Source organism: Enterovirga rhinocerotis (genome assembly GCF_004363955.1).
GTDB lineage: Bacteria > Pseudomonadota > Alphaproteobacteria > Rhizobiales > Beijerinckiaceae > Enterovirga > Enterovirga rhinocerotis.
Window position 1 is genome coordinate 125207 of record NZ_SNZR01000014.1, and the last position, 23614, is coordinate 148820.

Annotated in this window: 20 protein-coding genes and 1 pseudogene; 8 read left to right on the plus strand and 13 right to left on the minus strand. The window is 68.7% G+C overall.

What is annotated here, in order from left to right; genetic code table 11:
- Positions 1-5 precede the first annotated feature (5 nt).
- From hrcA to EV668_RS17275, 3 genes are all read right to left on the minus strand, one after another.
- Positions 6-1097 (minus strand): heat-inducible transcriptional repressor HrcA, encoded by a 1092-nt coding sequence (gene hrcA, locus EV668_RS17265; RefSeq protein ID WP_133772357.1) that lies wholly within the window; start codon positions 1095-1097, stop codon positions 6-8.
- Positions 1098-1219: 122 nt separating this feature from the next.
- Positions 1220-2200 (minus strand): quinone oxidoreductase family protein, encoded by a 981-nt coding sequence (locus tag EV668_RS17270; protein WP_133772359.1) that lies wholly within the window; start codon positions 2198-2200, stop codon positions 1220-1222.
- Positions 2201-2401: 201 nt separating this feature from the next.
- Positions 2402-4183, minus strand: coding sequence for an acetolactate synthase 3 large subunit (locus EV668_RS17275; RefSeq protein WP_133772361.1), 1782 nt, complete (start codon positions 4181-4183; stop codon positions 2402-2404).
- Between the two features lie 290 nt (positions 4184-4473).
- Between EV668_RS17275 and EV668_RS17280 the strand changes: the two genes are divergently transcribed.
- Together EV668_RS17280 and rcdA are read left to right on the plus strand one after the other, a co-directional pair.
- Positions 4474-4665, plus strand: coding sequence for a DUF1192 domain-containing protein (locus EV668_RS17280; protein ID WP_208111568.1), 192 nt, complete (start codon positions 4474-4476; stop codon positions 4663-4665).
- A 353-nt stretch (positions 4666-5018) separates the two neighbouring features.
- Complete coding sequence (rcdA, locus tag EV668_RS17285; protein ID WP_133772981.1) at positions 5019-5561, plus strand: protease adaptor protein RcdA; 543 nt, start codon at positions 5019-5021, stop codon at positions 5559-5561.
- 14 nt (positions 5562-5575) lie between these two features.
- Here the strand turns inward: rcdA and gshB are convergent, their stop codons facing one another.
- Positions 5576-6523, minus strand: a complete 948-nt coding sequence (gshB, locus tag EV668_RS17290; protein WP_133772365.1) for a glutathione synthase — start codon at positions 6521-6523, stop codon at positions 5576-5578.
- Positions 6524-6849: 326 nt separating this feature from the next.
- Here gshB and EV668_RS17295 point away from each other — a divergent pair, with 326 nt between their 5' ends.
- The 5 genes and pseudogenes from EV668_RS17295 to EV668_RS17315 all read left to right on the plus strand — a co-directional run bounded on the left by EV668_RS17295 (position 6850) and on the right by EV668_RS17315 (position 13033).
- Positions 6850-8232, plus strand: a complete 1383-nt coding sequence (locus EV668_RS17295; RefSeq protein WP_133772367.1) for an APC family permease — start codon at positions 6850-6852, stop codon at positions 8230-8232.
- A gap of 13 nt (positions 8233-8245) precedes the next feature.
- Positions 8246-9100 (plus strand): class I SAM-dependent methyltransferase, encoded by an 855-nt coding sequence (locus EV668_RS17300; protein WP_133772369.1) that lies wholly within the window; start codon positions 8246-8248, stop codon positions 9098-9100.
- A 210-nt stretch (positions 9101-9310) separates the two neighbouring features.
- Positions 9311-9580 (plus strand): 30S ribosomal protein S15, encoded by a 270-nt coding sequence (rpsO, locus tag EV668_RS17305; RefSeq protein ID WP_133772371.1) that lies wholly within the window; start codon positions 9311-9313, stop codon positions 9578-9580.
- 229 nt (positions 9581-9809) lie between these two features.
- A pseudogene (gene pnp / locus EV668_RS17310) lies at positions 9810-11966 on the plus strand (polyribonucleotide nucleotidyltransferase); the annotation flags it as partial.
- 299 nt (positions 11967-12265) lie between these two features.
- Positions 12266-13033 (plus strand): enoyl-CoA hydratase-related protein, encoded by a 768-nt coding sequence (locus EV668_RS17315; protein WP_133772375.1) that lies wholly within the window; start codon positions 12266-12268, stop codon positions 13031-13033.
- 12 nt (positions 13034-13045) lie between these two features.
- Here the strand turns inward: EV668_RS17315 and EV668_RS17320 are convergent, their stop codons facing one another.
- The 8 genes from EV668_RS17320 to EV668_RS17355 all read right to left on the minus strand — a co-directional run bounded on the left by EV668_RS17320 (position 13046) and on the right by EV668_RS17355 (position 22900).
- The gene (locus EV668_RS17320) at positions 13046-14098 is read right to left on the minus strand and encodes a glycerol dehydrogenase (RefSeq protein ID WP_133772378.1); all 1053 of its coding nucleotides are present in this window, start codon (positions 14096-14098) and stop codon (positions 13046-13048) included.
- A gap of 151 nt (positions 14099-14249) precedes the next feature.
- Entirely contained in the window at positions 14250-15077 is an 828-nt protein-coding gene (locus EV668_RS17325) for a carbohydrate ABC transporter permease (RefSeq protein WP_133772380.1), read from the minus strand.
- Positions 15077-15946 (minus strand): carbohydrate ABC transporter permease, encoded by an 870-nt coding sequence (locus EV668_RS17330; protein ID WP_133772382.1) that lies wholly within the window; start codon positions 15944-15946, stop codon positions 15077-15079. Before EV668_RS17330 ends, EV668_RS17325 begins: the two co-directional genes overlap by 1 nt.
- Before the next feature lie 134 nt (positions 15947-16080).
- Complete coding sequence (locus EV668_RS17335) at positions 16081-17403, minus strand: ABC transporter substrate-binding protein (protein ID WP_133772384.1); 1323 nt, start codon at positions 17401-17403, stop codon at positions 16081-16083.
- 115 nt (positions 17404-17518) lie between these two features.
- Positions 17519-18598: an ABC transporter ATP-binding protein gene (locus tag EV668_RS17340; protein WP_133772386.1), complete on the minus strand. Its 1080-nt coding sequence runs from the start codon at positions 18596-18598 to the stop codon at positions 17519-17521.
- A 2-nt stretch (positions 18599-18600) separates the two neighbouring features.
- Positions 18601-20118 carry a xylulokinase gene (gene xylB, locus EV668_RS17345; protein WP_133772388.1) on the minus strand — a complete coding sequence of 506 codons (1518 nt, stop codon included), beginning with the start codon at positions 20116-20118 and terminating at the stop codon, positions 18601-18603.
- Between the two features lie 197 nt (positions 20119-20315).
- Positions 20316-21773 carry an FAD-binding oxidoreductase gene (locus EV668_RS17350; protein WP_133772390.1) on the minus strand — a complete coding sequence of 486 codons (1458 nt, stop codon included), beginning with the start codon at positions 21771-21773 and terminating at the stop codon, positions 20316-20318.
- 107 nt (positions 21774-21880) lie between these two features.
- Positions 21881-22900, minus strand: coding sequence for a LacI family DNA-binding transcriptional regulator (locus tag EV668_RS17355; protein ID WP_133772392.1), 1020 nt, complete (start codon positions 22898-22900; stop codon positions 21881-21883).
- Positions 22901-23034: 134 nt separating this feature from the next.
- Here EV668_RS17355 and EV668_RS17360 point away from each other — a divergent pair, with 134 nt between their 5' ends.
- Positions 23035-23277: a YgaP family membrane protein gene (locus EV668_RS17360; RefSeq protein WP_208111569.1), complete on the plus strand. Its 243-nt coding sequence runs from the start codon at positions 23035-23037 to the stop codon at positions 23275-23277.
- 62 nt (positions 23278-23339) lie between these two features.
- Here EV668_RS17360 and EV668_RS17365 read toward each other — a convergent pair whose 3' ends face one another.
- Positions 23340-23600, minus strand: coding sequence for a GlsB/YeaQ/YmgE family stress response membrane protein (locus EV668_RS17365; RefSeq protein WP_133772394.1), 261 nt, complete (start codon positions 23598-23600; stop codon positions 23340-23342).
- Positions 23601-23614: the final 14 nt, after the last annotated feature.

Sequence of the window (23614 nt, forward strand, 5' to 3'; positions counted from 1 at the left end):
GCCTGCTATCGCAGCCCCCCCTCCAGCAGCCGCGAGACGGCGCGGGCGGTGAAGTCCACCATCGGCACGATGCGGGCGTAGTTGAGCCGTGTCGGCCCGATCACGCCGACGGCGCCGACGATCCTCTGCTGGCCGTCCCGGAAGGGCGCGGCGATGAGGGACGAGCCGGACAGCGAGAAGAGCCGGTTCTCCGAGCCGATGAAGATGCGCACGCCCTCGCCGTCCTCGGCGCGGGTGAGGAGATCGGCGACGTCGGTCTGGGTCTCGAGATCCTCGAACAGAAGGCGCATGCGCTCGAGATCCTCGGCGGCGCTCAGGTTGTCGAGGAGGTTCGCCTGGCCGCGGACGATGAGCTGGCGGGCCTCGGGCTGGCCGATCGCGGTCGCAAGGCCCGTCTCGACGAGGCGGGCCGTGATCTCGTCGAGCTCGCGGGACATCGCGGCGCGCCGGTGCTCGACCGCGCTCCGCAGCTCCGCCAGCGTCCGGCCGCCGATACGGGCGTTCAGGTAGTTCGAGGCCTCGACGAGGGCCGAGGCCGGCAGGCCCGGCGGGAGGTCGAGCAGGCGGTTCTCGACGGACCCGTCCTCCGCGACGAGGACGACGAGCGCCCGTCCCGGATCGAGCCGCACGAATTCGACATGCCGCAGGGGCGCGTCGGTCTTCGTCGTCACGACGACGCCCGCGCCGCGCGAGATGCCCGACAGCATGGCCGAGGCCTCGCTGAGCGCCGTCTCGAAGGTTCGCGAGGACGCGGCCTGGCGCATCTGCGCCTCGATCCGGTCGCGCTCGTCCTGGGCGACGTCGCCGATCTCCATCATCGCGTCGACGAAGAAGCGCAGGCCGGTATGGGTCGGCAGGCGGCCGGCGCTGGTATGGGGCGCGAAGACGAGGCCTGCGCTCTCGAGCTCCGCCATGACGGACCGGACCGAGGCGGAGGACAGCGTGACGGGCAGAAGCCGCGCGATGCTCTTCGAGCCGACGGGCTCGCCGGTGGCGAGGTAGGTCTCGACGATCTGACGGAAGATCTCGCGGGAGCGCTCGTTGAGCGCCACGAGACCGCGTGACGGCTGGGGCGGCTCGGGGGGGCGCATGGTCATGTCGGACGTGGAACCGGAACGCGGATGAAGGAGGAACCGGATTCCTATGTGACCTCGGAGGCCGCGCTCGGCAAGGCGCGCGACCAAGCCGCGCGACCTCCGGGTCCGGCCGTCGCGGAGCGCTACGGCACGATGACGATCGCCCCCGTCGTCCGCCGCTCCTCCGCCGCGCGGTGGGCATCGGCGATCGTCTCGAAGGGGACGCGAGCGCCGATATCCACCTTGACCGCCCCGCTCGCGATCGCCGCGAAAAGGTCTTCGGCATTGGCGCGGAAGGTTGCGGGGTCGGCGTTGTGCGGGAAGACCGAGGGGCGGGTCAGGAAGAGGCAGCCCTTCTTGTTCAGGAGTTCCGGCTCGATCGGCGGGACGGGGCCGGAGGCCGCGCCGTAAAGCACGACGAGGCCGAACGGCGCGCAGAGGTCCAGCGAGTGCAGGAAGGTGTCTCGGCCGACCGAATCGTAGACGACGCGCGCCTTGCGCCCGCCCGTCGCCTCGAGCAGCCTCTTCGGCCAGTCGGCTTCGCTGTAGTCGATCGCGATATCGGCGCCGGCCTTCCGGGCGATCGCGCATTTGTCCGCACCGCCCGCCGTGGCGACGACCTCGGCTCCGAGCGCCTTGCACCAGGCGGTCAGGATCTGGCCGACCCCGCCTGCCGCCGCATGGACGAGAACGAGATCGCCCTTCGCCACCGCATGGGTCTTCTTGACGAGGTATTGCGCCGTCATGCCCTTGAAGATGAGGGCCGCCGCGGCCTCGTCGCTCACGGCGTCGGGCAGCACGACGAGCTTGTCCGCCGGCACGTTGCGGCGGTCGGCATAGGCCCCGAGCCCGGCATTCATATAGGCGGCCCGGTCGCCCGGCCGGACCTGCGTGACGCCCTCTCCGACGGCCTCGACCACGCCCGCCGCCTCGTGGCCGAGCCCGGTCGGTAGCGGCAGCGGATAGGTGCCCTTGCGCTGGTAGACGTCGATGAAGTTGAAGCCGATCGCCGTCTGGCGGAGCTGCACCTCGCCGGCGGCGGGGGCCGGAAGATCGATCGTCTCGATCGTCAGGGCCTCAGGGCCGCCGAAGGCGGTCATGCGGACGGCGCGGGCTTGCGTCATGGGGTTTCCTCTCGCTGGCTTGTCCGGCCCCTTGCCGGGGCGCGTCGCTTCGCGGAGGTTCTGAGCACGCCGCCGCCTCGGAATCCACTCCTCAGCGATGGCACGGGCCATCATCCGGGCGCGTCGGAGCCCGTCCGAGGCCGGAGAAGGCCGGCAATCCCCGCTTCCGGCACACGGCGGAAGCGGGGCCCGGCGATCGGGTCAGACCAGCATCTTGCCTTCGGCGCTGATGATGCTGCCGATATCCTGCGCCGCTTCGGCATCACCCGAGAAGTCGTTCAGGATCATCTCGTTATGAGCCTTGCCCGACGGGATCATCGGGAAGCAGTTCTCGAGCTTGTCGACGCAGCAATCGAAGATGACCGGCCGGTCGTCGACGGCGAGCATCTCGCGGATGGCGTCGTCGAGCTTGCCCGGCTCGGTGCAGCGCATGCCGACGCCGCCATAGGCCTCGGCGAGCTTGACGAAATCGGGCAGCGATTCCGAGTAGCTCTGCGAGTAGCGCCCGCCATGCAGCAGCTCCTGCCACTGGCGCACCATGCCCATATATTCGTTGTTCAGGATGAAGATCTTGACCGGCAGGCGGTACTGCACGGCCGTCGACATCTCCTGGATGTTCATCAGGATCGAAGCCTCGCCCGCGATGTCGACCACGAGCGCGCCGGGATGGGCGAGCTGCGTGCCGATGGCCGCCGGCAGGCCGTAGCCCATCGTGCCGAGCCCGCCCGAGGTCATCCAGCGGTTCGGCTGCTCGAACTTGAAGTACTGCGCCGCCCACATCTGGTGCTGACCGACCTCGGTCGTCACGTAGGTCTCGCGGTCCTTGGTCAGCTCGTAGAGGCGCTCGATCGCGTATTGCGGCTTGATGGTCTCGCCGGACGGCCGATAGGCGAGGCATTTGCGGGCCCGCCAGGTCTCGATCTCGCCGAGCCACGCCGTCAGAGCGGCCCCGTCGGCCTCGGCCTTCATCTCCTTCCAGGCCGAGACCATCGCCTCGAGCACATGGGCGCAATCGCCGATGATGCCGATATCGGCCTTCACGTTCTTCGAGATCGAGGAGGCGTCGATATCGACGTGGATCTTTTTCGAGCCCGGCGAGAAGGCGTCGAGCCGGCCGGTGATGCGGTCGTCGAACCGGGCGCCGATCGCGATCATGACGTCGCAATCATGCATGGCGTGGTTGGCCTCGTAGGTCCCGTGCATGCCGAGCATGCCGAGCCATTTCGGATCGGAGGCCGGGAAGGCGCCGAGACCCATCAGGGTCGAGGTGACGGGATATCCGGTCAGTTTCACGAGTTCGCGCAGGGCGGCCGAGGCGCGCGGGCCGGAATTGATGACGCCGCCGCCGGTATAGAAGACGGGCTTCTTCGCGCCCGCCATCAGGCGCACGGCCGCGCGGATCTTCGTCGGATCGCCGTCGAGGATCGGCCGGTAGGTCTTGTGCTGGTTGTCGCCCGGCCGCTCGTACTCGCCGGTGGCGAACTGGATGTCCTTGGGCAGGTCGATGACGACCGGGCCCGGACGGCCGCTCGAGGCGATGTAGAAGGCCTCGTGCAGGATGCGCGGCAGGTCCTCGATCGATTTCACGAGGTAGTTGTGCTTGGTGCAGTTCCGCGTGATGCCGACCGTGTCGCATTCCTGGAACGCGTCGGTGCCGATCAGATGCGTCGGGACCTGGCCGGTGATGCAGACGACCGGGATCGAATCCAGCATCGCGTCGGCGAGGCCGGTGACGGCGTTGGTCGCGCCGGGTCCGGAGGTGACGAGGACGCAGCCGACCTTGCCGGTCGAGCGCGCATAGCCCTCCGCCGCATGGACGGCGCCCTGTTCGTGACGCACGAGGACATGGCGGAGCTCGTCCTGGTGGAAGAGCGCGTCATAGATCGGGAGCACGGCGCCGCCGGGATACCCGAAGATGTGCTCCACACCCTGGTCGCGCAAAGCCCGAACGACCATCTCGGCGCCCGTCATCTTCTCGCCCATCGTCCTCTCCTCGTCCCGTTTCGGGGTTCTTGCCGGTCGTGCCGGCCTGCGGGCAATAAAAAAGGGCCCCGAGGGACCCTGCATGCGCCATCATCGGAGGTACGGGTCAGACCCGCTCCGTCGATGGCGCCTCCGTTACAATAAGGAACACGGGCACAGGCCCCTCCAGATCGTGAACGGTGCTCCCTAGACTGTCCGGGTAGGGCCGGTCAAGGCCTCCACACACCATTTGCCGCAGGGGATGACGGTCGTGGTAGGCTGGGGCCCGAAGCGCGAGACGGAGGATGGTCATGCGGGAGGATGATGACGGGCTCGGCACGCGGCTGGCGGTGCGCCATGAGATCGGATGCGACCTGACGGCCGTGTCGGTCGACGAACTGGACGAACGGGTCGCCCTCCTGGAGGCCGAGATCGCAAGGCTCAGGGCCGAGAAGGAGCGCAAGAATGCCTCGCGGGAGGCGGCCGCGGCGTTCTTCCGCTGAGGCCGAAGGGGCGGGCGGCCGGTGTCCCCTTTCGGAGCAGGGCGCGTTTCATCTTAACGCATTCTTAAGGTTTCCGAACCATAACGGTTACGTCCAGTCTTCTGGATCTCGAGTGGCCCGCCACTCTGTTTGATGCCTCCCTGTTGAACACTTCCAGCCGCCCCCGAGGCGGCTTTTTCTTGTGCGTCCCTGGGCTTGGCGCTTGTGCGATGCGTGTTTCGAGCGGCAAACCGTTAACCCTAACGAAGGGTTAACGGCGCGCGAATCCCGCTGCGGCGCTATGTTTGCTCCAAAGCTGGTCGTCCGACGTGACATGACCCGTTTCGGGCAGGATGAAGGCTTTTGGGGGTATGATGGTGACCGAAGGCAGTCTGGCCGTCCGGTGCGGGGACGAGAGCGATCTCGCGCCCGTGCCGTTCTCGACGGGGTTCGTTCGGTCGGAGGCGTTCAGGACCTTGTTCCGGGATGGCATGGGCCTGGTGGAATCGACCGCTTGCTACCTCGACGGTGACGGTCGCGCCGAGTCGAACGCCTTGCCGCGCGCCGCGGCGCTCGCCTATGCCAGCGAAAGCATGCGCCTGACGACCCGGCTCATGCAGATCGCATCCTGGCTGCTCGTCCAGCGCGCGGTGGTGGAGGGCGAGATCAGCCCCGCCCAGGCGCTCCGCGAGCGCGAGCGCGTCAAGCTCGTCCCTCAGGATCGCGGCCTCGCGGAGGATCAGTTCGCCGCTTTGCCCGAACGGCTCCGCGATCTCATCGCGCAATCGCTGCGGATGCATGCGCGGGTCCTTCATCTCGATGGGCTGCTGACGACCCGCGACTCGGGCCGGTCGTCGCGCATCAGCCCGGTGACTCAGCAGCAGCGGCTGCTGCGGTCGATCTTCGAGGTGGCGTAAGGCGCCGGCCTCCCTCAGCGCGCCGATCGGCGCGCCTCGATCGCATCCCAGACCGACACCGCGAGATCCGGCCCGCCGACGCGCTTGATGGCCCGGATTCCCGTCGGCGAGGTCACGTTGATCTCCGTCAGGTTGCCGTCGATCACGTCGATCCCAACGAGGACCAGGCCGCGGGCCTTGAGCTCCGGGCCGATCGTCGCGCAGATCTCGCGCTCGCGCTCGGCCAGGTCCGTCGCGTTCGCCGCGCCGCCGCGGACCATGTTGGAACGCAGGTCGTTCTCGGCCGGGACGCGGTTCACCGCGCCGAGCGGCTCGCCTTCGACGAGCAGGATGCGCTTGTCGCCCTCGGTGATCTTCGGCAGGAACTGCTGCACGACCCAGGGCTCGCGGAAGGTCACGGAGAAGAGGTCGAAGAGCGAGCCGAAATTCGGGTCCTTCGGCAGAATGCGCACCACCGCCGCGCCGCCATGGCCGTGCAGCGGCTTCATGACGATCTCCCCGTATTCGCGCCGGAAGGCCTCGATCTCGGACTTGTCCCGCGTGATCAGCGTCGGCGGCATGAGCTGCGGGTAATGCGTGACGAAGATCTTCTCGGGCGCGTTCCGGACCGAGACCGGATCGTTCACGACGAGGGTCGAGGGCGAGATGCGTTCGAGGAGATGCGTCGCGGTGATGTAGGCGATGTCGAAGGGTGGGTCCTGCCGCATCAGGACGACGTCGGTCTCGGCGAGGTTCATGCGCGTCGGCTCGCCGAGCGTCGCATGGTCCCCGTCGACGTCGCGGACGGCGAGCTCCTCCACCTGCGCCGTGACGATGCCGTTGCGCATCGAGAGGCGGTCGGGCGTGTAGTGCAGCAGCCTGTGGCCGCGCGCCTGCGCCTCGAGCAGGAGCGCGAAGGTCGTGTCCCCCGCGATCTTGATGCCGCGGATCGTGTCCATCTGGACGGCGACGGTGAGGGACATGCGGGGCTCCGAACCTGACGGCGGATCGTGTCGTCGCCGCACGGCCCCGCGTCAAGCGGCAGGCTGTGCGCCGGCACCGGATCATGCCGGCGATCGTCGGCGTCCGTCAGGTGCGACGATGCTGATGATTTCATCTGGCGCATCCCCCGTGCGAGAAGTTATGCTGCGGGACCTGATGGCCGACCCGAAGGCTTTCGGACGACGGTTCCGCCGTTCACTTCGCCATCCCGCCGCCAGCCACTTTCACGTCGAGGTCGCCCGCTGCTCGATTGCCGCCTCCCGAACCTCGCGCGACCGTGCCTCCTTCCGATCCGCCAGGACCCTTCATGACGACACCAAGCCGGACAGAGCCCCAGCCTCTGCTCTCCGTGTTCGACGCCGTCACCATCATGGTCGGGATCGTCGTTGGGATCGGCATCTTCAAGACGCCCGCGCTGGTCGCGGCGAATGTCGGGAGCGAGTTCGCCTTCCTGGCCGTCTGGGTCTTCGGCGGCCTCGTCACCCTTGTCGGCGCGCTGTCCTACGCCGAACTCGCGGCGGCGCATCCGCATGCCGGCGGCGAATACCATTTCCTCTCGCGCGCCTATGGCCGGCCTGTCGCGATGATGTTCGGCTGGGCCCGCGCCACGGTCATCCAGACCGGTGCGATCGCGGCCGTCGCCTTCGTCCTCGGAGACTACGCCAACGGGATCCTGCCGCTCGGCCCCTTCGGGCCCGCCTTGTATGCCGGGCTGTCGATCGCTGTGTTCACGGCGATCAACATCGTCGGCACGATGCAGAGCAAGAGGCTGCAGATCGTCATCACCTTCGTCGAGGTCGGGCTCGTCGTCGTCATCATCCTGTTCGGCTTCCTCGGATCGAGCGGCGTGCCGGCCGCGGCGCCCGAACCCGCCGCGGCGGGCTCGGCGGCGCTCGGCATGGCGATGATCTTCGTGCTCCTGACCTATGGCGGATGGAACGAGGCCGCCTACCTGTCGGGCGAATTGCGTGATCCGGGCCGCAACATGGCGCGCGTTCTCGTGATCGGGACCGCCGTCCTGTGCGCGCTCTACCTTCTCGCCAACGCCGCGCTGCTCGCGATCCTCGGACTCGACGGCCTCAAGCGCTCGGATGCGGTCGCGGCCGACATGATGCGGCTCGTGGCAGGGGAGGCCGGCGCCATGGCCGTCAGCGTCGCCGTCGTCGTCGCGGCGCTCTCGACGCTGAACGCGACCATCTTCACCGGCGCGCGGGTCTATTTCGCGATGGCCCGCGACCTGACCCTGCTGCCGAAGGTCGGGGAGTGGGATGCGCGCGGGCTCGCTCCGACGAACGGGCTCATTCTCCAGGGAGGCGTCGCTCTGGCGCTGGTCTGCTTCGGCATGGCGACCCGCAACGGCTTCCAGTCGATGGTCGACTACACCGCGCCGGTGTTCTGGATCTTCATGCTGCTCGTCGGGGCCGCCGTGATCGTGCTGCGCCGCCGCGAGCCGAACCGCGTCCTGCCGTTCCGCGTTCCGCTCTATCCGCTGACGCCGATCCTCTTCTGCCTGAGCTGCCTATACATGCTGCATGCAAGCGTGGCCTATACCGGGGTCGGCGCGCTGGTGGGCATCGCGGTGGTCGTAGCAGGGGCGCCGCTGCTCCTGTTCCGCCGGCGCGATCCGATTTCCTCCGAACAGCCGGCCGAACCCTCCGGGGCGCGTTCGGCATCCGAGCCGTCGTCCTGAAAGGAGAGACCTGATGAGAGCCATCCGCCTCTGGGCTGTCGCCTGCGCCGTATCCCTGCTTCCCCTCGGCGCCGCCGTCGCGCAGCCGGTCCCGGCTGCGAAGCCCGCGCCCGACGCGAAGCCTGAATCGAGCACCTTCTCTCCGTATTCCGGGCAGCCCGGCAAGGATGTCGTGTGGGTGCCGACGGCTCAGGCCCTCGTCGACCGCATGCTCGACATGGCGGGCGCGACCACGGCCGATTACGTGATCGATCTCGGCTCCGGCGACGGGCGCACCGTGATCACCGCGGCCAAGCGCGGCATCCGTGCCCTCGGCGTCGAGTACAATCCCGACATGGTCGCCCTGTCCAAGGCGAATGCCGAGAAGGAGGGCGTCGGCGAGAAGGCGCGGTTCGTCCAGGGCGACATCTTCAAGACCGATTTCTCGGACGCGACCGTCCTCACGCTGTTCCTCCTCCCGGAGCTCAACAAGCGGCTCCGCCCGACGATCCTCGACATGAAGCCGGGCACGCGCGTCGTCTCGAACACCTTCGACATGGGCGACTGGACCCCCGACCAGACCATCTCGGCCGGTACCGATTGCACGAGCTTCTGCACGGCCTTCAAATGGATCGTGCCGGCCAAGGCCGCCGGGACCTGGACGGTCGGGAACGGTGAGCTGAAGCTCGAGCAGACCTACCAGAAGGTCAGCGGAACGCTGACCCAGGGCGGCAAGGAGGTCCCCGTCGAGAACGGGAGCCTCAACGGCACCGCCATCACCTTCACCGCCGGCGGCACCCGCTATTCCGGCACGGTCGAGGGCGGCAAGCTCGAGGCCAAGGCCGAAAACGGCGCCGGCGCTTTGAGCGGCACCCGGCGCGGAAGCTGAGACCGCGCTTCGCGGGGCCTGCTCCCCGCGAAGCCCTTTCCGTGACGATGGAGTTCGTGTAAGGGGAAGCCGTTCCGCGGGTCGCAGATGCGCGCGCGGACGTCTCATCGCGACAATCCGACCGTGCTGGACGACATCCCGGCCCGGCCGTGCCCGCGAAGGGCGGTCCTCGGATCGCTCGCTCCACTCTCGTTACCGAAAGGATGCCCGATGTCGATTACGGCCGAGCGCAAGACGTCGCTCATGAAGGAACACGCCCGCAAGTCCGGCGATACGGGCTCGCCCGAGGTTCAGGTGGCGATCCTCACGGAGCGGATCACGAACCTCACCGAGCACTTCAAGTCGCACAAGAAGGACAACCATTCGCGTCGCGGCCTGCTGAAGCTGGTCTCCTCGCGTCGCTCCCTTCTCGACTACCTGAAGAAGAAGGACGAGGGTCGCTACCGCTCGCTCATCGAGAAGCTCGGCATCCGCCGCTGATCCCCATCCGCCGGGCCTCCCGGCGGATTTCGTTTATCCGGAGTCGAGGGCGGCTCCAGTGAGGTGAACGCTCCCGGCCGATGGATGGTCCATCGGCCCAACTGCCGGGCCAGGCGGCCATGGCAGGATCACCGGAGGCTTGCACGGCCAGTTGGCCGCCGACGCCGAGCCTCCGGCCATCTTGCCCATGGCGCCCCGAGGCTGCCCGGCCTCGAGAAGGTAGAATCCCATGTTCGACATTCAACGCGAAGAGCTGATGTGGGGCGGGCGCAAGCTCGTCCTGGAAACGGGCAAGATCGCGCGCCAGGCCGACGGTGCCGTCATCGCGACCTATGGCGAGACCGCCGTGCTCGCCACCGTCGTATCCATGAAGGAGCCCAAGCCCGGCTTCGACTTCTTCCCGCTCACGGTGAACTACCAGGAGCGCACCTACGCCGCCGGGCGCATCCCGGGCGGCTATTTCAAGCGCGAAGGGCGTCCGACCGAGAAGGAGACGCTGACCTCCCGCCTCATCGACCGGCCGATCCGCCCCCTCTTCGCCGAGGGCTACAAGAACGACACCCAGATCGTCGTCACGGTCCTCTCGCATGACCTCGAGAACGATCCCGACATCGTCGGCATGGTCGCCACCTCCGCGGCGCTGACGCTCTCGGGCGTGCCCTTCATGGGCCCGATCGGCGCGGCTCGCGTCGGCTGGACCGGCTCGTCCTACAAGCTGAACCCGCAGGTCTCCGAGATGGAGGGCGCGCTGCTCGACCTCGTGGTCGCGGGCACGACCGACGCGGTGCTGATGGTCGAATCGGAGGCCAAGGAGCTCTCCGAGGAAGTCATGCTCGGCGCCGTCATGTTCGGCCACAAGCACTTCCAGCCGGTGATCGAGGCCATCATCCGCCTCGCCGAGAAGGCCGCCAAGGAGCCGCGCGACTTCACCGCTCCCGACCTCTCCGAGATCGAGAAGGTGATCCTCGAGATCGCCGAGCAGGACCTGCGCGCCGCCTATCAGCTCACCCACAAGGCCGAGCGCTATGCGGCCGTGGACGCCGCCAAGCTCAAGGTGACGAACGCGCTCATCCCGGCCGAGGGCGAGCCCCGCTTCAACCCGGACAAGGTCAAGACCGCCTTCAAGGAGGTCCAGGCCAAGATCGTGCGCTGGAACATCCTCGACACCAAGAGCCGCATCGACGGACGCGACCTCTCGACGGTCCGCCCGATCCTGTCGGAGGTCGGCATCCTCAGCCGCGCCCACGGCTCGGCGCTCTTCACCCGCGGCGAGACGCAGGCGCTGGTCGTCGCGACGCTCGGCACCGGCGAGGACGAGCAGTTCATCGACGCGCTGGAAGGGACCCGCAAGGAGAACTTCCTCCTGCACTACAACTTCCCGCCCTACTCGGTCGGCGAGACGGGCCGGATGGGCTCCCCCGGTCGGCGCGAGATCGGCCACGGCAAGCTCGCCTGGCGCGCCATCCACCCGATGCTGCCCCCGGCGCACGAGTTCCCGTACACGATCCGCGTGGTCTCCGAGATCACCGAGTCGAACGGCTCGTCCTCGATGGCCTCCGTCTGCGGCGCCTCGCTGTCGCTGATGGATGCCGGCGTGCCGCTGCGCAAGCCCGTCGCGGGCATCGCCATGGGCCTCATCCTCGAGGGCGAGCGCTATGCGGTGCTCTCCGACATCCTCGGTGACGAGGACCATCTCGGCGACATGGACTTCAAGGTGGCCGGCACCGAGGGTGGCATCACCTCCCTCCAGATGGACATCAAGATCGCCGGCATCACCGAGGAGATCATGAAGGTCGCCCTCGACCAGGCGAAGGACGGCCGCGTCCACATCCTCGGCGAGATGTCGAAGGCGCTGACCTCGGCTCGCGCCGAGCTCGGCGAGCATGCGCCGCGCATCGAGGTGATGAGCATCCCGACCGACAAGATCCGCGACGTGATCGGCACCGGCGGCAAGGTGATCCGCGAGATCGTCGAGAAGACCGGCGCCAAGATCAACGTCGACGACGACGGCACGATCAAGATCGCCTCCGCCGACGGCAAGGCCATCACGGCGGCCCGCAACTGGATCCGCTCCATCGTGGCGGAGCCGGAGGCCGGCACGATCTATGACGGCACCGTCGTCAAGACCATGGAGTTCGGCGCCTTCGTCAACTTCTTCGGTCCCAAGGACGGCCTCGTCCACATCTCCGAACTCGCCGCCCAGCGGGTCCAGAAGGTGACGGACGTCGTCAAGGAAGGCGACAAGATCAAGGTCAAGTTCCTCGGCCAGGACGATCGCGGCAAGATCAAGCTCTCGATGAAGGTCGTCGACCAGGAGACCGGTGAGGACCTCACCGAGAAGCTGAAGGCCGCCCGTGACGCCGAGCGCGCCGAGCGCGAGGCCCGCGGCGAGGTGGTCGAGGACGAGCGCGAGCCGCGCGGCGACCGGGGCGGCGATCGCGGCCCCCGCCGCGACCGCGACGGCCGCCGTGGCCCGCGTCGTGACCGCGACTTCCGCGACCGCGATTTCCGCGAAGGCGAGGGCGACCGCCCGGCCCCGGCGCGCGACGAGCCCGCCGACGCCGGCGAGTGATCGCGCCGTTCATCGGTCGATACGAAACAGGAGGCCCCGGCATTGCCGGGGCCTTTTGCTTTGGGGCTTATGGTGGTGCGGCCATCGCTGGAACGACGAAACGGGGGAAACGCATGAGCGAGCATGTCAGGATCGAGAAGGCCGGCGGCATCCTCAACCTCGTGCTCGACCGTCCCGACAAGAAGAACGCGCTCACCCAGGCCATGTACGGCGCGCTCGCCGAGGCTCTGGAGGCCTCGAACGAGGATCGCGAGGTGCGCGTGCTCCTGCTGCGCGCGGAGGGCGATCTCTTCACCGCCGGCAACGACATCGGCGATTTCGCGGCGGCGAATGCGGGCGGCGCCGGGCCGGGCAACGCCTTCCGGTTCATCAAGGCGATCGCGGCGGCGCGGAAGCCGATCGTCGCCGCCGTGCAGGGGAGGGCGGTCGGCGTCGGCATGACGATGCTGCTGCATTGCGACCAGGTGCTCCTCGCCGAGGACACGAAGCTCACCGCTCCCTTCGTCGGACTCGCCCTCGTGCCGGAGGCGGCATCGAGCCTCCTCCTGCCGGCCCGGATCGGGCATCAGCGCGCCTTCGCCGTCTTCGCGCTCGGCGAGGCCGTCGAGGCACGGGACGCGCTGGCCTGGGGTCTCGCGACGAGGATCGTGCCCGCGGCCGATCTGAGGCGTGCGGCCGAGGAGGTCGCTCAGCGTCTCGCGCAGCAGCCCGTCGGCGCGCTCGTCGCCACGAAGAGCCTCATGCGCGACGGGGAGGCGATCGCCCGGCTGATGGACGAGGAGCGCGAGGAATTCGCGCGCCGCCTCGCCTCGCCCGAGGCGCGCGAGGCTTTCGCGGCCTTCGCCGAGAAGCGGCCGCCGGATTTCAGCCGGCTCGGGTGAGCGGCGAGGGTTTCAGGACGCCTCGACGGCCTTCAGCGCGGCGACGATGCTGTCGAGGCTCGCCGGCCTCGACAGGTGTTTCATGTGCGGTGCCGCGAGGGTCGGGCCGGCGATGATCGCGTAATCCTCGTCCGACGGTGCCGCGAGGCCGAGATCGGCGAGGCGGGTCGGCAGGCCGCAGGCGCGGGAGAAGGCTGCGATATCGGCTCTCCCGGCCTCGTCCATTCCCTCGTGCGCGACCTGGACGAGCGTGCCGTAGGCGACGAGTTCGCCGTGCAGGGCTCCGGCGAGCTTCGGATGGGCCGTGAGGCCTCGCGTCAGGGAATGGGCGAGCGAAAGGCCTCCGGATTCGAAGCCCAGGCCCGAGAGCAGCACCGCCGACTCGACCACGTTCTCCAAGGCCTCGTCGGGCACCTGCCGGTCGCAGGCGGCCAAGGCGGCGATGCCGTCGCGCCGGATCGTCGCGTAGCAGGCATCGGCGAGCGCGAGCGCGGCGAGGGGCGTCCGGCCCTGGAAGAAGTTGTGGCCGCCAGCCTTCGCGCAGGCATGCGCCTCGAAGGTCTTCGACATGCAATCGCCGATGCCGGCCGCGAGGAGACGGCGCGGGGCGCGGGCGACGATGGCCGTGTCGACGAGGACGACGTCCGGGTTCGAGGCCAGCATCTCGACCTCGACGATGGTGTGATGCTCGTCATAGACGACGATCAGGCGGCTCGTCGGAGCGTCGTTCGAGGCGACGGTCGGCACGACCACGATCGGCGCGCCGAGGCGCCGCGAGACGCCCTTGGCCGAGTCGATCGCCTTGCCGCCTCCCATGCCGACGACGACATCCGCGCCGGCCGCCTTCGCCGCCTCGGCGAGGCGCGCGATCTCGGCCTTGGTGATCTCGCCGGCGAACCGCAGGACCGTCGCGTCCGGGAGCGGCGCTCCCTCCCGGTCGAGCGCGACGGGATCGGCGATCAGGACAGGCCGCGTGCCGAGCGTCGCGACGATCTCGGGCAACCCCGCTACCGCGCCCGGGCCCTGGATGTAGCGGCGCGGGGCGCCGAGGATGCGTAGAGCCATGCCAGCGTGACCTTCCTCGACTCCATGCGTCCCCATCCTGAGGTGCCTCGCGCCAGCGAGGCCTCGAAGGACGCGTATCCGTTTCAGTGCGTGCTTCGAGGCCGGCCTTTGGCCGGCACCTCAGCATGAGGACGTTCGAACGACCTGGCGCTCACCCCTTGGTCGCCCCGGCGGCGAGGCCCTGGATGAAGTAGCGCGAGAGCAGCGTGAACATGAGGAACAGCGGCAATGCGATCAGCGTCGCCCCCGCCATCACCTCGCCCCAGCGCAGCTCGAACGAGCCGACCATCGAGGCGAGGCCGACCGGCAGGGTCTTCTGCGTGTCGGACGAGATCATCACGAGGGCATAGGCGTAATCCGTCCAGGAGAGCAGGAAGGAGAACACCGCGACCGTCACGATGCCGGGCAGCGAGAGCGGCAGCACGACCCGCACGAAGCTGCCGAGCCGGGTGCAGCCATCCACCATCGCCGCCTCCTCCAGCTCGAACGGCATCGCCTTGAAGAAGCCCCACAGCAGCCAGACGCCGAGCGGCAGGGTCAGCGTGCAATGGGCGATGACGAGCGCGAGCAGGCTGTCGGCGATGCCGAGCGTGACGAAGATCCCGTAGAGCGGGATCGCGAGCAGCATCGGCGGGAACATGTAGGCATAGAGCATCGAGCCGATGATCAGCATCTTGAAGGGCACGCGGAAGCGCGTGACCGCGTAGGCGATGACGACGGAGGCGACGAGCGTGATCGCGACGACGACGAGGGCGACGACGATCGAGTTGCGGAACTGCTGCGGGTAGTCCGTCACCTCGAGGAGGTTCCGGTAGCTTTCGAGCGAGACGGTCTTCGGCAGGAAGGTCGGGCGCGAGAACAGGTCCTGCGGCGTGCGCAGGGACGAGACGATCATCCAGTAGATCGGGAAGAACGACCAGGCCGCGATGCCGAGGGCGGCGAGGCCGATGCCGATGCGTTCGGGCGCCGAGCGTCGCATCAGCGCTTCTCCTCGAGCGGGAACATCCACAGATAGGTCGAGACGGCGGCCATCAGGATCAGGAAGGAGACGGTCGCGACCGCCGCGCCGCCGCCGACGTCGAAGAGCGAGAAGGCGCGCTTGTAGGCGAGGATCGGCAGATGCTCGGTCGCGCCGAGCGGGCCGCCCTTCGTCAGGAGCCAGATCACGTCGAACTTGTTGAACATCCAGATCGCGCGCAGCAGCACGACGACGGTGAGCACCGGCTTCAACTGCGGCAGCGTGACGTGGAAGAAGATCGAGACCGGCCCGGCCCCGTCGACCTTCGCGGCCTCGTAGAGAGCGGGCGGGATCGATTGCAGCCCGGCGAGGACGCAGATCGTCACGAACGGCGTCCACAGCCAGACCGAGGCGAGGATCACCGAGGCGCGCGCCGTCGCCGGCTGTTCGAACCAGGGGATCGTGCCGAGCCCCAGATCCCGCGCGATGACGGTGAGCAGCCCGACGGAGCCGTCCGCCAGCCACTGGAAGGTCAGCGCCACGACGACCGTCGGCAGGAGATAGGGCAGCGTCGCAAGCCCCCGCACGAGGCGCTGGCCGAAGAAGGGCTGGTTCAGCACCATCGCGAAGGCGATACCGATGACGACCTGAAGCACGATGGCGGAGAGGGCGTAGATCAGCCCGTTCGCCATGGCGCTCCAGAATTCGGGCTCCTGGACGACGCGGGCGTAATTGCCGAGCCCGACGAATTTCGGCTCCGCGATGAAGCTCGACGCCTGATGAAGCGAGAGCCAGATCGCGTTCAGCACCGGCCCGCCGACGAACAGGGCCGTCAGGGCGAGGCCGCCCCAGAAGAAGGTCCAGATGACCCAGTCGTAGCGCGAGCGCATGAGAACATCCCGACGTCCTCATCCTGAGGTGCCTCGCGGAGCGAGGCCTCGAAGGACGCAGCCACGTGTCGGTGCGTGCTCCGAGGCCGACCTCCGGTCGGCACCTCAGCATGAGGAGCGTGGTTGGAGCGGGGCTACCCCGCGATGACGCGGTTCATCTTGGCGACCGCCTCCTCGACGCAGGCCTGGGACGGCATGTTCTTCAGAACCTTGTTCTGGAGCATCTCGGGGAAGACCCAGGATTCGAAGACCTTGGCCGGCCGCAGGTCCGGACCGGGACCCTCGGTGTCGATCGAGCGGATGGTGATGTTCGGATCGTCGAGGAAGCCCTGCATGGTCTTCACGGCGCCCGCATGCTTCTCGATCAGGGGATGGGCGCGCCAGCGCGGATCGTCGTAGATGTCGAGGCGCGGGGGCTGGAAGTGCAGCGGAGCCGAATGGAGGAAGTTGATGTAATGCGCGTCCGAGAACCATTCGAGGAACTTGACCGCCTCTTCCGCCATCGGGGTCTTGCCGACGACCCAGCCGTCATAGCCGTGATTGACCGCCGCGCCTTTCCCGCTGCTGTCGGGATAGGGCATCATGCCGTAGCTGTCGGCGAGCTTCGGCGCGCGCTGCTCCAGGATCTCGATCAGGCGGCCCGCATAGGGCGCATGCGCAGCCTGGCCTGACGAATAGGCGGCCGTGATCTGGCCGAAGCTCGCCTGGGTCATGCCGGGCGGCATGGTCTTGTACATCTCCCCGAAGAAATCGAGATAGGCGGCCGTCCGCTTCTTGTTCTCGTCGGACGCGAAGATGTTCTTCCAGCTGTCGTCGAAGAGCGACACGCCCTCGGCCCACATGTAGCCGATGCTCATCCAGTTGGTGGCGTCGTTGTTGCCGACCGGGGTCGCCATGCCGAAGCGCTGGTTGCCGCCCTCCGAACCGGACAGCTTGCGGCAATTCTCCAGGAGCTGAGCCCAGGTCTTCGGCTGTTCGAGCTTGTTCGCCTCGTAGAGGTCCTTGCGGTAGAACAGCCAGCAGAGATTGTAGTCGTACATGTACCAGTAATGCTGGCCGTTGACGGGGAAGAGGATGCGCTTGCCCCATTTGTGCTTGTTGACGAGATCGGTGATCGGTGTGAGCTGGCCTTCGTTGGCGAGCGTCAGGACGTGCGCGACGAAGATCAGGGTCGAGATGTCGTAGGGCCGCCCGCCCTTGATGGCCGCGACGGTGCGCGTATAGGCGTCGCCCGAGGGCACGGTGTCGATCGTGACCTTGATGCCCTTTTCCTTCTCGTATTGCGCGGCGGCGACGCGCAGGGCGCGGACGGAATCGACCGCGGGCTCGCCGTTCAGGAAGCGCAGCTCCTTGGTCTGGGCATGGACCGCCGGCATCGGAAAGGCGGCCGCGGCGGCGATGCCGGCCCCGGTCGTCAGAAGCGTGCGGCGCGAGGGGCCTTGGAACCTCTTCGTCATCTGCGTTTCCTCCTGGTTTTGATGTTTTCTTTTGGCGTCTTCTTGGTCGTCTGCGATCAGGCGCCCCTTCTCCCGCAAGAGGAGAAGAAGTGCCGGGGGCGCGTCGTGGGGGCGCTCACCGCCCCGCTCCCCCGAGCGCGAGCCCGTCCCGGCCGAACAGGTGCAGCCGGTTCGCCGGCGCGGCGAGGTGGATCGTGTCGCCCTCCTCGACGCCGTCGTCGCGGTCGACGAGCGCGCGGAGCCCGACGCCCGCATCGAGCTGCAGGACGCTCTCGGCGCCCATCCGCTCGACATGAAGCACCCGCGCGGGAAGGCCCGTCGCGGCCACGGTCAGGTGTTCCGGCCGGATGCCGAGGGTGACCGGCTGGCCGGGCTCCAGTGCAGCACCCTGCCGCGCGCCGTCGAGCGGCAGGGCGAGCGGGCCGGAGCGGAAGACGGGCCGCCCGTCCTCGCTCGCGATCTCGCCGTCCGCGAAATTCATCTCGGGCGAGCCGATGAAGCCGGCGACGAAGGTGTTGGCCGGCCGGTCATAGACGTCGAGAGGCCGGCCGACCTGCTGCACGACGCCGTCCTTCATCACGCAGATGCGGTCGCCGAGCGTCATGGCCTCGACCTGATCGTGCGTCACGTAGATCATCGCCGTGCCGACCTCGCGGTGCAGGCGGGCGATCTCGTCGCGCATATGGACGCGCATCTTCGCGTCGAGGTTGGAGAGGGGCTCGTCGAAGAGGAAGACGTCCGGCTCGCGCACGAGCGCGCGGCCGAGGGCGACGCGCTGCATCTGGCCGCCGGACAATTGCCGGGGCTTGCGCGCCAGGAGCGGCTCGATCTTCAGCATCGCCGCGGCCCGCGCGACGCGCTGCTCGATCTCCGCCTTGCCGGTGCCGCGCATCTTGAGGCCGAAGGCGAGGTTCTCGCGCACGCTCTTATGCGGATAGAGGGCGTAGTTCTGGAACACCATGGCGATGTTCCGCTCGCGCGGCTCGAGCTGCGTGACGTCCCGCGCTCCGATCCGGATCGTGCCGCCGCTCGTCTCCTCGAGGCCCGCGATCATGCGGAGCGTCGTCGACTTGCCGCAGCCCGAGGGGCCGACGAGGACCATGAACTCGCCCTCGGCGATGGCGAGATCGACGGACTGGACCACCGTCAGGCCCGCGAAGCTCTTCGTGACGCCCTCGAGCGTGACCGAGGCCATCGTCAGGCCTCCGCCAGATGGGCGTGGATGCGGTGGTTCAGCGGCGCGAGCGCCGCCTGGATGTCGCGGTAGAGCACGAAGCCTTTCTCGTAGAAGGCGACCCGTTCCGGGTCCGGCTCGTGCGTCGCGACGACCCGGATGGCCGCCTCCGCCGCCGCCTCGTCCGGGAAGGCGCCGATGCCGACACCCGCGAGCAGGGCCGCACCGAAGCTCGCATCCGCGACGGCCGGCAACTCGACCCGGACATCCATCACGTCGGCGAGGATCTGGCGCCAGAGCGCGCTCTTCGCGCCGCCGCCGGTGAGCCGCGTCGTCGTGAAGCCGAGCCCGTTCGCGCGCAGCACCTCGAGGCAGTCGCGCAGCGAGTACGAGATGCCCTCGTAGAGCGCGCGCACGAAATGGCCGGGCCCGTGGTTGAAGCCGATCCCGACGAAATCGGCGCGCAGCAGCGGGTCCCAATGGGGGCTGCGCTCGCCGTTGAGATAGGGATGGAAGAAGAGCCCTTCGGCCCCGGGCTTCGTCGCCACGGCCAGGCGCTCCATGGCGTCGAAGACGGCCGAGCCGTCCTCGCTCTCGCGCCGGAAGAAGGTGTCCCGCAGCCATTTATGCGCCGAGGCGCAGGAATTGGTGGCCGTGATCACGTACCAATGGTCCGGGATCACGTGCGGGTAGTTGATCATTTCCTTGTGCGGCACGGCGTGCGGGGACAGGACCGAGACCGTCGCCGCCGTCGCGAGCTTCATCACGCCCGTGCCCGGCCGCATCATGCCCGCGCCGTAGGTCTCGACCGCCGTGTCGGAGGTCCCGCAGATGACGGGAATGCCCTCGGCGAGGCCGGTCGCCCGCGCCGCCTCGGCGGTGACGGAGCCGACGCGGTCCTTGGCCTGCACGATCGGCGGCAGCGACGCCATCGGCCAGCCGATCAGGCCGCAGAGTTCCTCCGACCAGGTGCCGGTGCGGGAATCGGCCATGAGGGTCCCGACCGCATCGATGAGATCGGTCTCGAACCCGCCCGTGAAGCGGGACCGGAGCCAGTCCTTGGCCACGTAGAGGCGATGGACGCGAGCGAAGGCCTCGGGCTCGTTCTCGCGCAGCCACAGCATCTGCGGCAGCGTCCAGGTCGGGTTGGCGCGGTTGTAGCCGATCTCGACGATGCGATCGTCCGCCTGTCGGCGCAGGGCCTGGGTCTGCGGTCCGGAGCGCTGGTCGTTCCAGAGGATGGCCGGGCGGATGACGCTGCCGTCCCTGTCTTCGAGAACCTGCGTGTGGGCGCCGGCCGAGAACGAGATCGCGGCGACGCGCTTCGGCTCGCCCCCGGCCTTGGCGAGGGCCGCCGGGACGGCGGCGCAGGCCGCGCGCCACCAATCCCATGGGTCCTGCTCGCTCCAGCCCGGTTTCGGCGCGGAGGTCGCGACGGGATGGCTCGCCTCGCCGGCGAGCGTCCCGTCGAAGCGGATCAGGCTCGCCTTCAGCGAGCCCGCCCCGAGATCGATGCCGAGGAGGAGATCAGGCGCGGGCATGGGGATGCTCGCTTGCCATCGAAGGCCCGCATCTCACCCTCCCCTGGAGGGGGAGGGTCGGACCAAAGGTCCGAGGTGGGTTGACGCGCGGCATGCGTCTGGAAGCGGTGTTCGAATGTGAAGACGTGGGTTCCACCCCACCCCGCCGGCTCTGCCGGCGACCCTCCCCCTCCAGGGGAGGGTGAACGCGTTGCGCCTCACCCATGCCGCACCTCGACGGCGCCGGCGGCGGGACGAAGGCCGAGCTTGCCCGGATTGAGGCGGTTGTCGGGATCGAGCGCGTCCTTGATCGCCTGGAGGACGTCGAGCCCCGTGCCGAGTTCGCGCTTCAGCCACGGATTGCGGAAGACGCCCGCGCCGTGGTGATGCGCGACCGTGCCGCCGCAATCGAGCGTCGCGCTCTCGATCGCATCCCAGAGCCTGGCATGGAGGGCGAGACCCTGCTCGTCCGGCATCGGCGGCAGGCGGATCGTCATGTATTGGCAGGCGCCCTCTGGATAGACGTGCGACCAGTGGGCCCCGAAATGCATCTCGGGGCAGATGGACAGGGCCGCATTCCGGCAGGTGTCGTAGAGCGTCGCGAGCGACGACCAGGGCGCGCAGACCTCGATCGTGTCCATGAAATAGCCGGCCGCCTGCCACTTCCCCGAATAGGATTCGTAGCGGACCTCGCGCCAATGCGTGAGCGGGCCGTCGTCGGCGATGTCCGCCCCCTCTTCGCGGCAGATGGCCAGGCTTTCCTCCTCTTCCGCGGCGGCCGTTCTCGCCGTTCCGCAGAACACCATGATGGCGAGGATCGGCTTCGTGCGGAAGGCTTCGATGTCCTTCGTGCGCTCGCGGCTCTCGATCTCGTCGTAGATGCGCACGACCTGCGGCCGAAGCTCCGCCTGCATGATGCGGCGGGCCGCGTTCAGCGCGGCATCCTGGCTCGGAAAGGCGAGGACCACGCCCTTCTCGATTGCGGGCGTCCTGAAGATGCGCAGGGTCAGTTCGGTGATGATGCCGAGCGTGCCCTCGCTGCCGACGAGGAGGTCGATGAGGGACGGCCCGACCGCGCGGCGCGCGACCGGCCGCACGTCGAGGATGCGTCCGTCCGGCAGGACGGCGCGGAGCCCGACGACGATGTCCTCGATCTTGCCGTAGCGCGAACTCGCCTGGCCGCCGCCGCGGCAGGCCGCCCAGCCGCCGACCGTCGAGATGTTGATCGATTGGGGGAGGTGCCCGCAGGTCCAGCCCGCCGCGTTCAGGGCACGCTCGAACTCGCCGCCGTTCATGCCGGCCTGGACGGTGGCGAGGCCGTTCGTCTCGTCGATCGCCAGCAGCTTGTCGAGGCGCGTGACGTCCAGCATCACCTCGCCTCCGAGCGGGATGGTGCCGCCGAGGACGCCCGAGCCGAGCCCGAAAGGGATGATCCGGAACCCGTCCCGGGCCGAACTCTCGACCAGCCGGACGATCTCCTCCTCGGAGGCCGGCTTCGCGACGGCGGCCGGCATCGTGCCCGGCAGCCCGCCCGAGCGGGCCCGGAAGATGCCGAAGGGCAGACGGTCCCGCGCGTAGCGCGTCAGGGTTTCGGCGTCGGTGGAGACGTGCGTGGGGCCGACGACGGCCGCGAGCGAGGCGGCAGGCCCGCCGGTCTGGGGCGAGGCGGCGCTCATGCGCGGCGGGTCCGTCCGCAAGGCTGGCGGCTGGGCATCGCGTGTCCTCCCGAGCTCGTCTTGAGCAATCGTTTGTCCAGATAGACAACAACGCCCAAGGCCGGTTGTCAAGTGGCCGGCTTCGCGGTCGATTGACGACGGATCAGGCCTTCGGGCGGGAGGAGCGGCGGCGCTTCCGGCGAGCGGCCGGCGATCAGTTCGACCAGCAGGCCCGCGGCCTTGGCTCCCATCTCCTCGGTGGACATCCGGATGGTCGTGAGCGCGGGGTAGACCATCGCCGCGATCGGGGCGTCGTGGATGGCGACGACGGACACCTCGTCCGGGACGCCGATCCCCGCCGCGTGCAGGGCGGCAAGGCCCCCGGTCGCAGAGACGAGCGTCGCCGCGACGATCCCGGTCGGGCGGGGGCCGGGCAGGGCGAGGAGCCGACGCATGGCGTCCGCGCCGCCCTCGACCGTGTACCCGGCCGGCTCGACGAACTCCGGACGGAAGGGGATCCCCGCCGCCTCGAGGGCGTCCCGATAGCCCGCGATGCGGGCCTGGCCGTTGAAGCCGCCGAGACGGCCCGCGAGATGGGCGACACGCCGGTGTCCCAGATCGAGCAGATGCTCGACCGCGATGCGCGAGGCCTGGCGCGAATCGAGGGCGACCCCGGGCATCCCGTCGATATGACGGTTCATCAGGACGAAGGGCACGCCCGTCTCGCCCAGTTCCTCGATCAGGTTCCGGTCGTCGTCGAGGCTCGCGACGAGGAGGCCGTCGACCTGATGGGTCGCGGCGAGGCGCCGGTACTCGCCCGCCATGGGGCGATCGGGATCGCGATGCGAGATGAGGAGCGAATAGCCGAGCGCCGCGGCCGCCATCTCGGCGCCGCGGATCGCCGCCGAGAAGACCGGATTGTCGAGCTGCGGCACGACGAGGCCGAGCGCGAAGGTGCGCGAGGTCCGCAGGCCGCGGGCGAGCGCGTTCGGCCGGTAGTCGAGATCGCGCGCGGCATCGAGGATGCGTTGGCGCGTCTCGTCGGCGACGCGCTGGCCGGGCTTGTTGGCGAGGACGCGGGAGGCGGTGGACACGTCGACGCCTGCGCGCCCGGCGACGTCCTTGAGATTGGCTCGGGGTCGGTTCAACGGTCTCGCCTCGGGGCTGGCGCAGGTCCTGTGGCGGTCGACCTCATGGCCCGTTCCGGAACCCGAGACCGGCGCAGCCGTTCAATCCATCCGGCGGGAGACCGTTATGGCGCCGCCGCAGACCGGAGTCGATGATGCGGAACGGCCTGATCGAAAGCGCGGAAGACCTGTTTTCGGGAGAAAGGAATCTGAGCGCGACCGAGCGGGCCGTTTCGGTCGTCGGCGGGCTCGCCATCGCGGCGATCGGCGCGCAGCCGCGCCCCAACAAGCTGCTGAGCCTCGCCGCGATCCTGTTCGGTTCCGCCTTGGCCATCCGGGGCGCGACCGGGCATTGCCCCTACGGCGCGGTGCTCGAGCCGCCCTCGCGCGACGCCTGATCCCACGACAAAGGGCCGGCCTCGCGGCCGGCCCTCGATATCCGTCATCCGTCTTGCGGCGGTCAGACGGTCGGGCGACGACCCGCGATCATGCCGTAGACGAAGAGCACGATCATCGCGCCGACGACCGCTCCGATGAAGCCTGCTCCCTGGTCAGCCCGGTACCAGCCCAGGGCCTGGCCGAGATAGGTCGCGACGAACGCGCCGACGATGCCGAGGATCGTCGTCAGGATGAAGCCTTGCGGTTCTTTCGGGCCGGGCATGATGAACTTGGCGATGACCCCCGCCAGGAACCCGATGATGATCGTCCAAATGATGCCCATGTTCAAAACTCCGT

Excerpts from the sequence above, each read along its gene's own strand:
- rcdA (WP_133772981.1), top strand. The coding sequence starts at position 5,019 with ATGGTGACCGAAGGCAGTCTGGCCGTCCGGTGCGGGGACGAGAGCGAT.
- EV668_RS17340 (WP_133772386.1), bottom strand. The coding sequence starts at position 18,598 with ATGGCCTCGGTCACGCTCGAGGGCGTCACGAAGAGCTTCGCGGGCCTG.
- EV668_RS17295 (WP_133772367.1), top strand. The coding sequence starts at position 6,850 with ATGACGACACCAAGCCGGACAGAGCCCCAGCCTCTGCTCTCCGTGTTC.
- hrcA (WP_133772357.1), bottom strand. The coding sequence starts at position 1,097 with ATGACCATGCGCCCCCCCGAGCCGCCCCAGCCGTCACGCGGTCTCGTG.
- EV668_RS17350 (WP_133772390.1), bottom strand. The coding sequence starts at position 21,773 with ATGAGCGCCGCCTCGCCCCAGACCGGCGGGCCTGCCGCCTCGCTCGCG.
- EV668_RS17325 (WP_133772380.1), bottom strand. The coding sequence starts at position 15,077 with ATGCGACGCTCGGCGCCCGAACGCATCGGCATCGGCCTCGCCGCCCTC.
- EV668_RS17365 (WP_133772394.1), bottom strand. The coding sequence starts at position 23,600 with ATGGGCATCATTTGGACGATCATCATCGGGTTCCTGGCGGGGGTCATC.
- EV668_RS17335 (WP_133772384.1), bottom strand. The coding sequence starts at position 17,403 with ATGACGAAGAGGTTCCAAGGCCCCTCGCGCCGCACGCTTCTGACGACC.
- EV668_RS17300 (WP_133772369.1), top strand. The coding sequence starts at position 8,246 with ATGAGAGCCATCCGCCTCTGGGCTGTCGCCTGCGCCGTATCCCTGCTT.
- rpsO (WP_133772371.1), top strand. The coding sequence starts at position 9,311 with ATGTCGATTACGGCCGAGCGCAAGACGTCGCTCATGAAGGAACACGCC.
- EV668_RS17330 (WP_133772382.1), bottom strand. The coding sequence starts at position 15,946 with ATGCGCTCGCGCTACGACTGGGTCATCTGGACCTTCTTCTGGGGCGGC.
- gshB (WP_133772365.1), bottom strand. The coding sequence starts at position 6,523 with ATGTCCCTCACCGTCGCCGTCCAGATGGACACGATCCGCGGCATCAAG.
- EV668_RS17280 (WP_208111568.1), top strand. The coding sequence starts at position 4,474 with ATGCGGGAGGATGATGACGGGCTCGGCACGCGGCTGGCGGTGCGCCAT.
- EV668_RS17360 (WP_208111569.1), top strand. The coding sequence starts at position 23,035 with ATGCGGAACGGCCTGATCGAAAGCGCGGAAGACCTGTTTTCGGGAGAA.
- EV668_RS17315 (WP_133772375.1), top strand. The coding sequence starts at position 12,266 with ATGAGCGAGCATGTCAGGATCGAGAAGGCCGGCGGCATCCTCAACCTC.
- xylB (WP_133772388.1), bottom strand. The coding sequence starts at position 20,118 with ATGCCCGCGCCTGATCTCCTCCTCGGCATCGATCTCGGGGCGGGCTCG.
- EV668_RS17320 (WP_133772378.1), bottom strand. The coding sequence starts at position 14,098 with ATGGCTCTACGCATCCTCGGCGCCCCGCGCCGCTACATCCAGGGCCCG.
- EV668_RS17275 (WP_133772361.1), bottom strand. The coding sequence starts at position 4,183 with ATGGGCGAGAAGATGACGGGCGCCGAGATGGTCGTTCGGGCTTTGCGC.
- EV668_RS17270 (WP_133772359.1), bottom strand. The coding sequence starts at position 2,200 with ATGACGCAAGCCCGCGCCGTCCGCATGACCGCCTTCGGCGGCCCTGAG.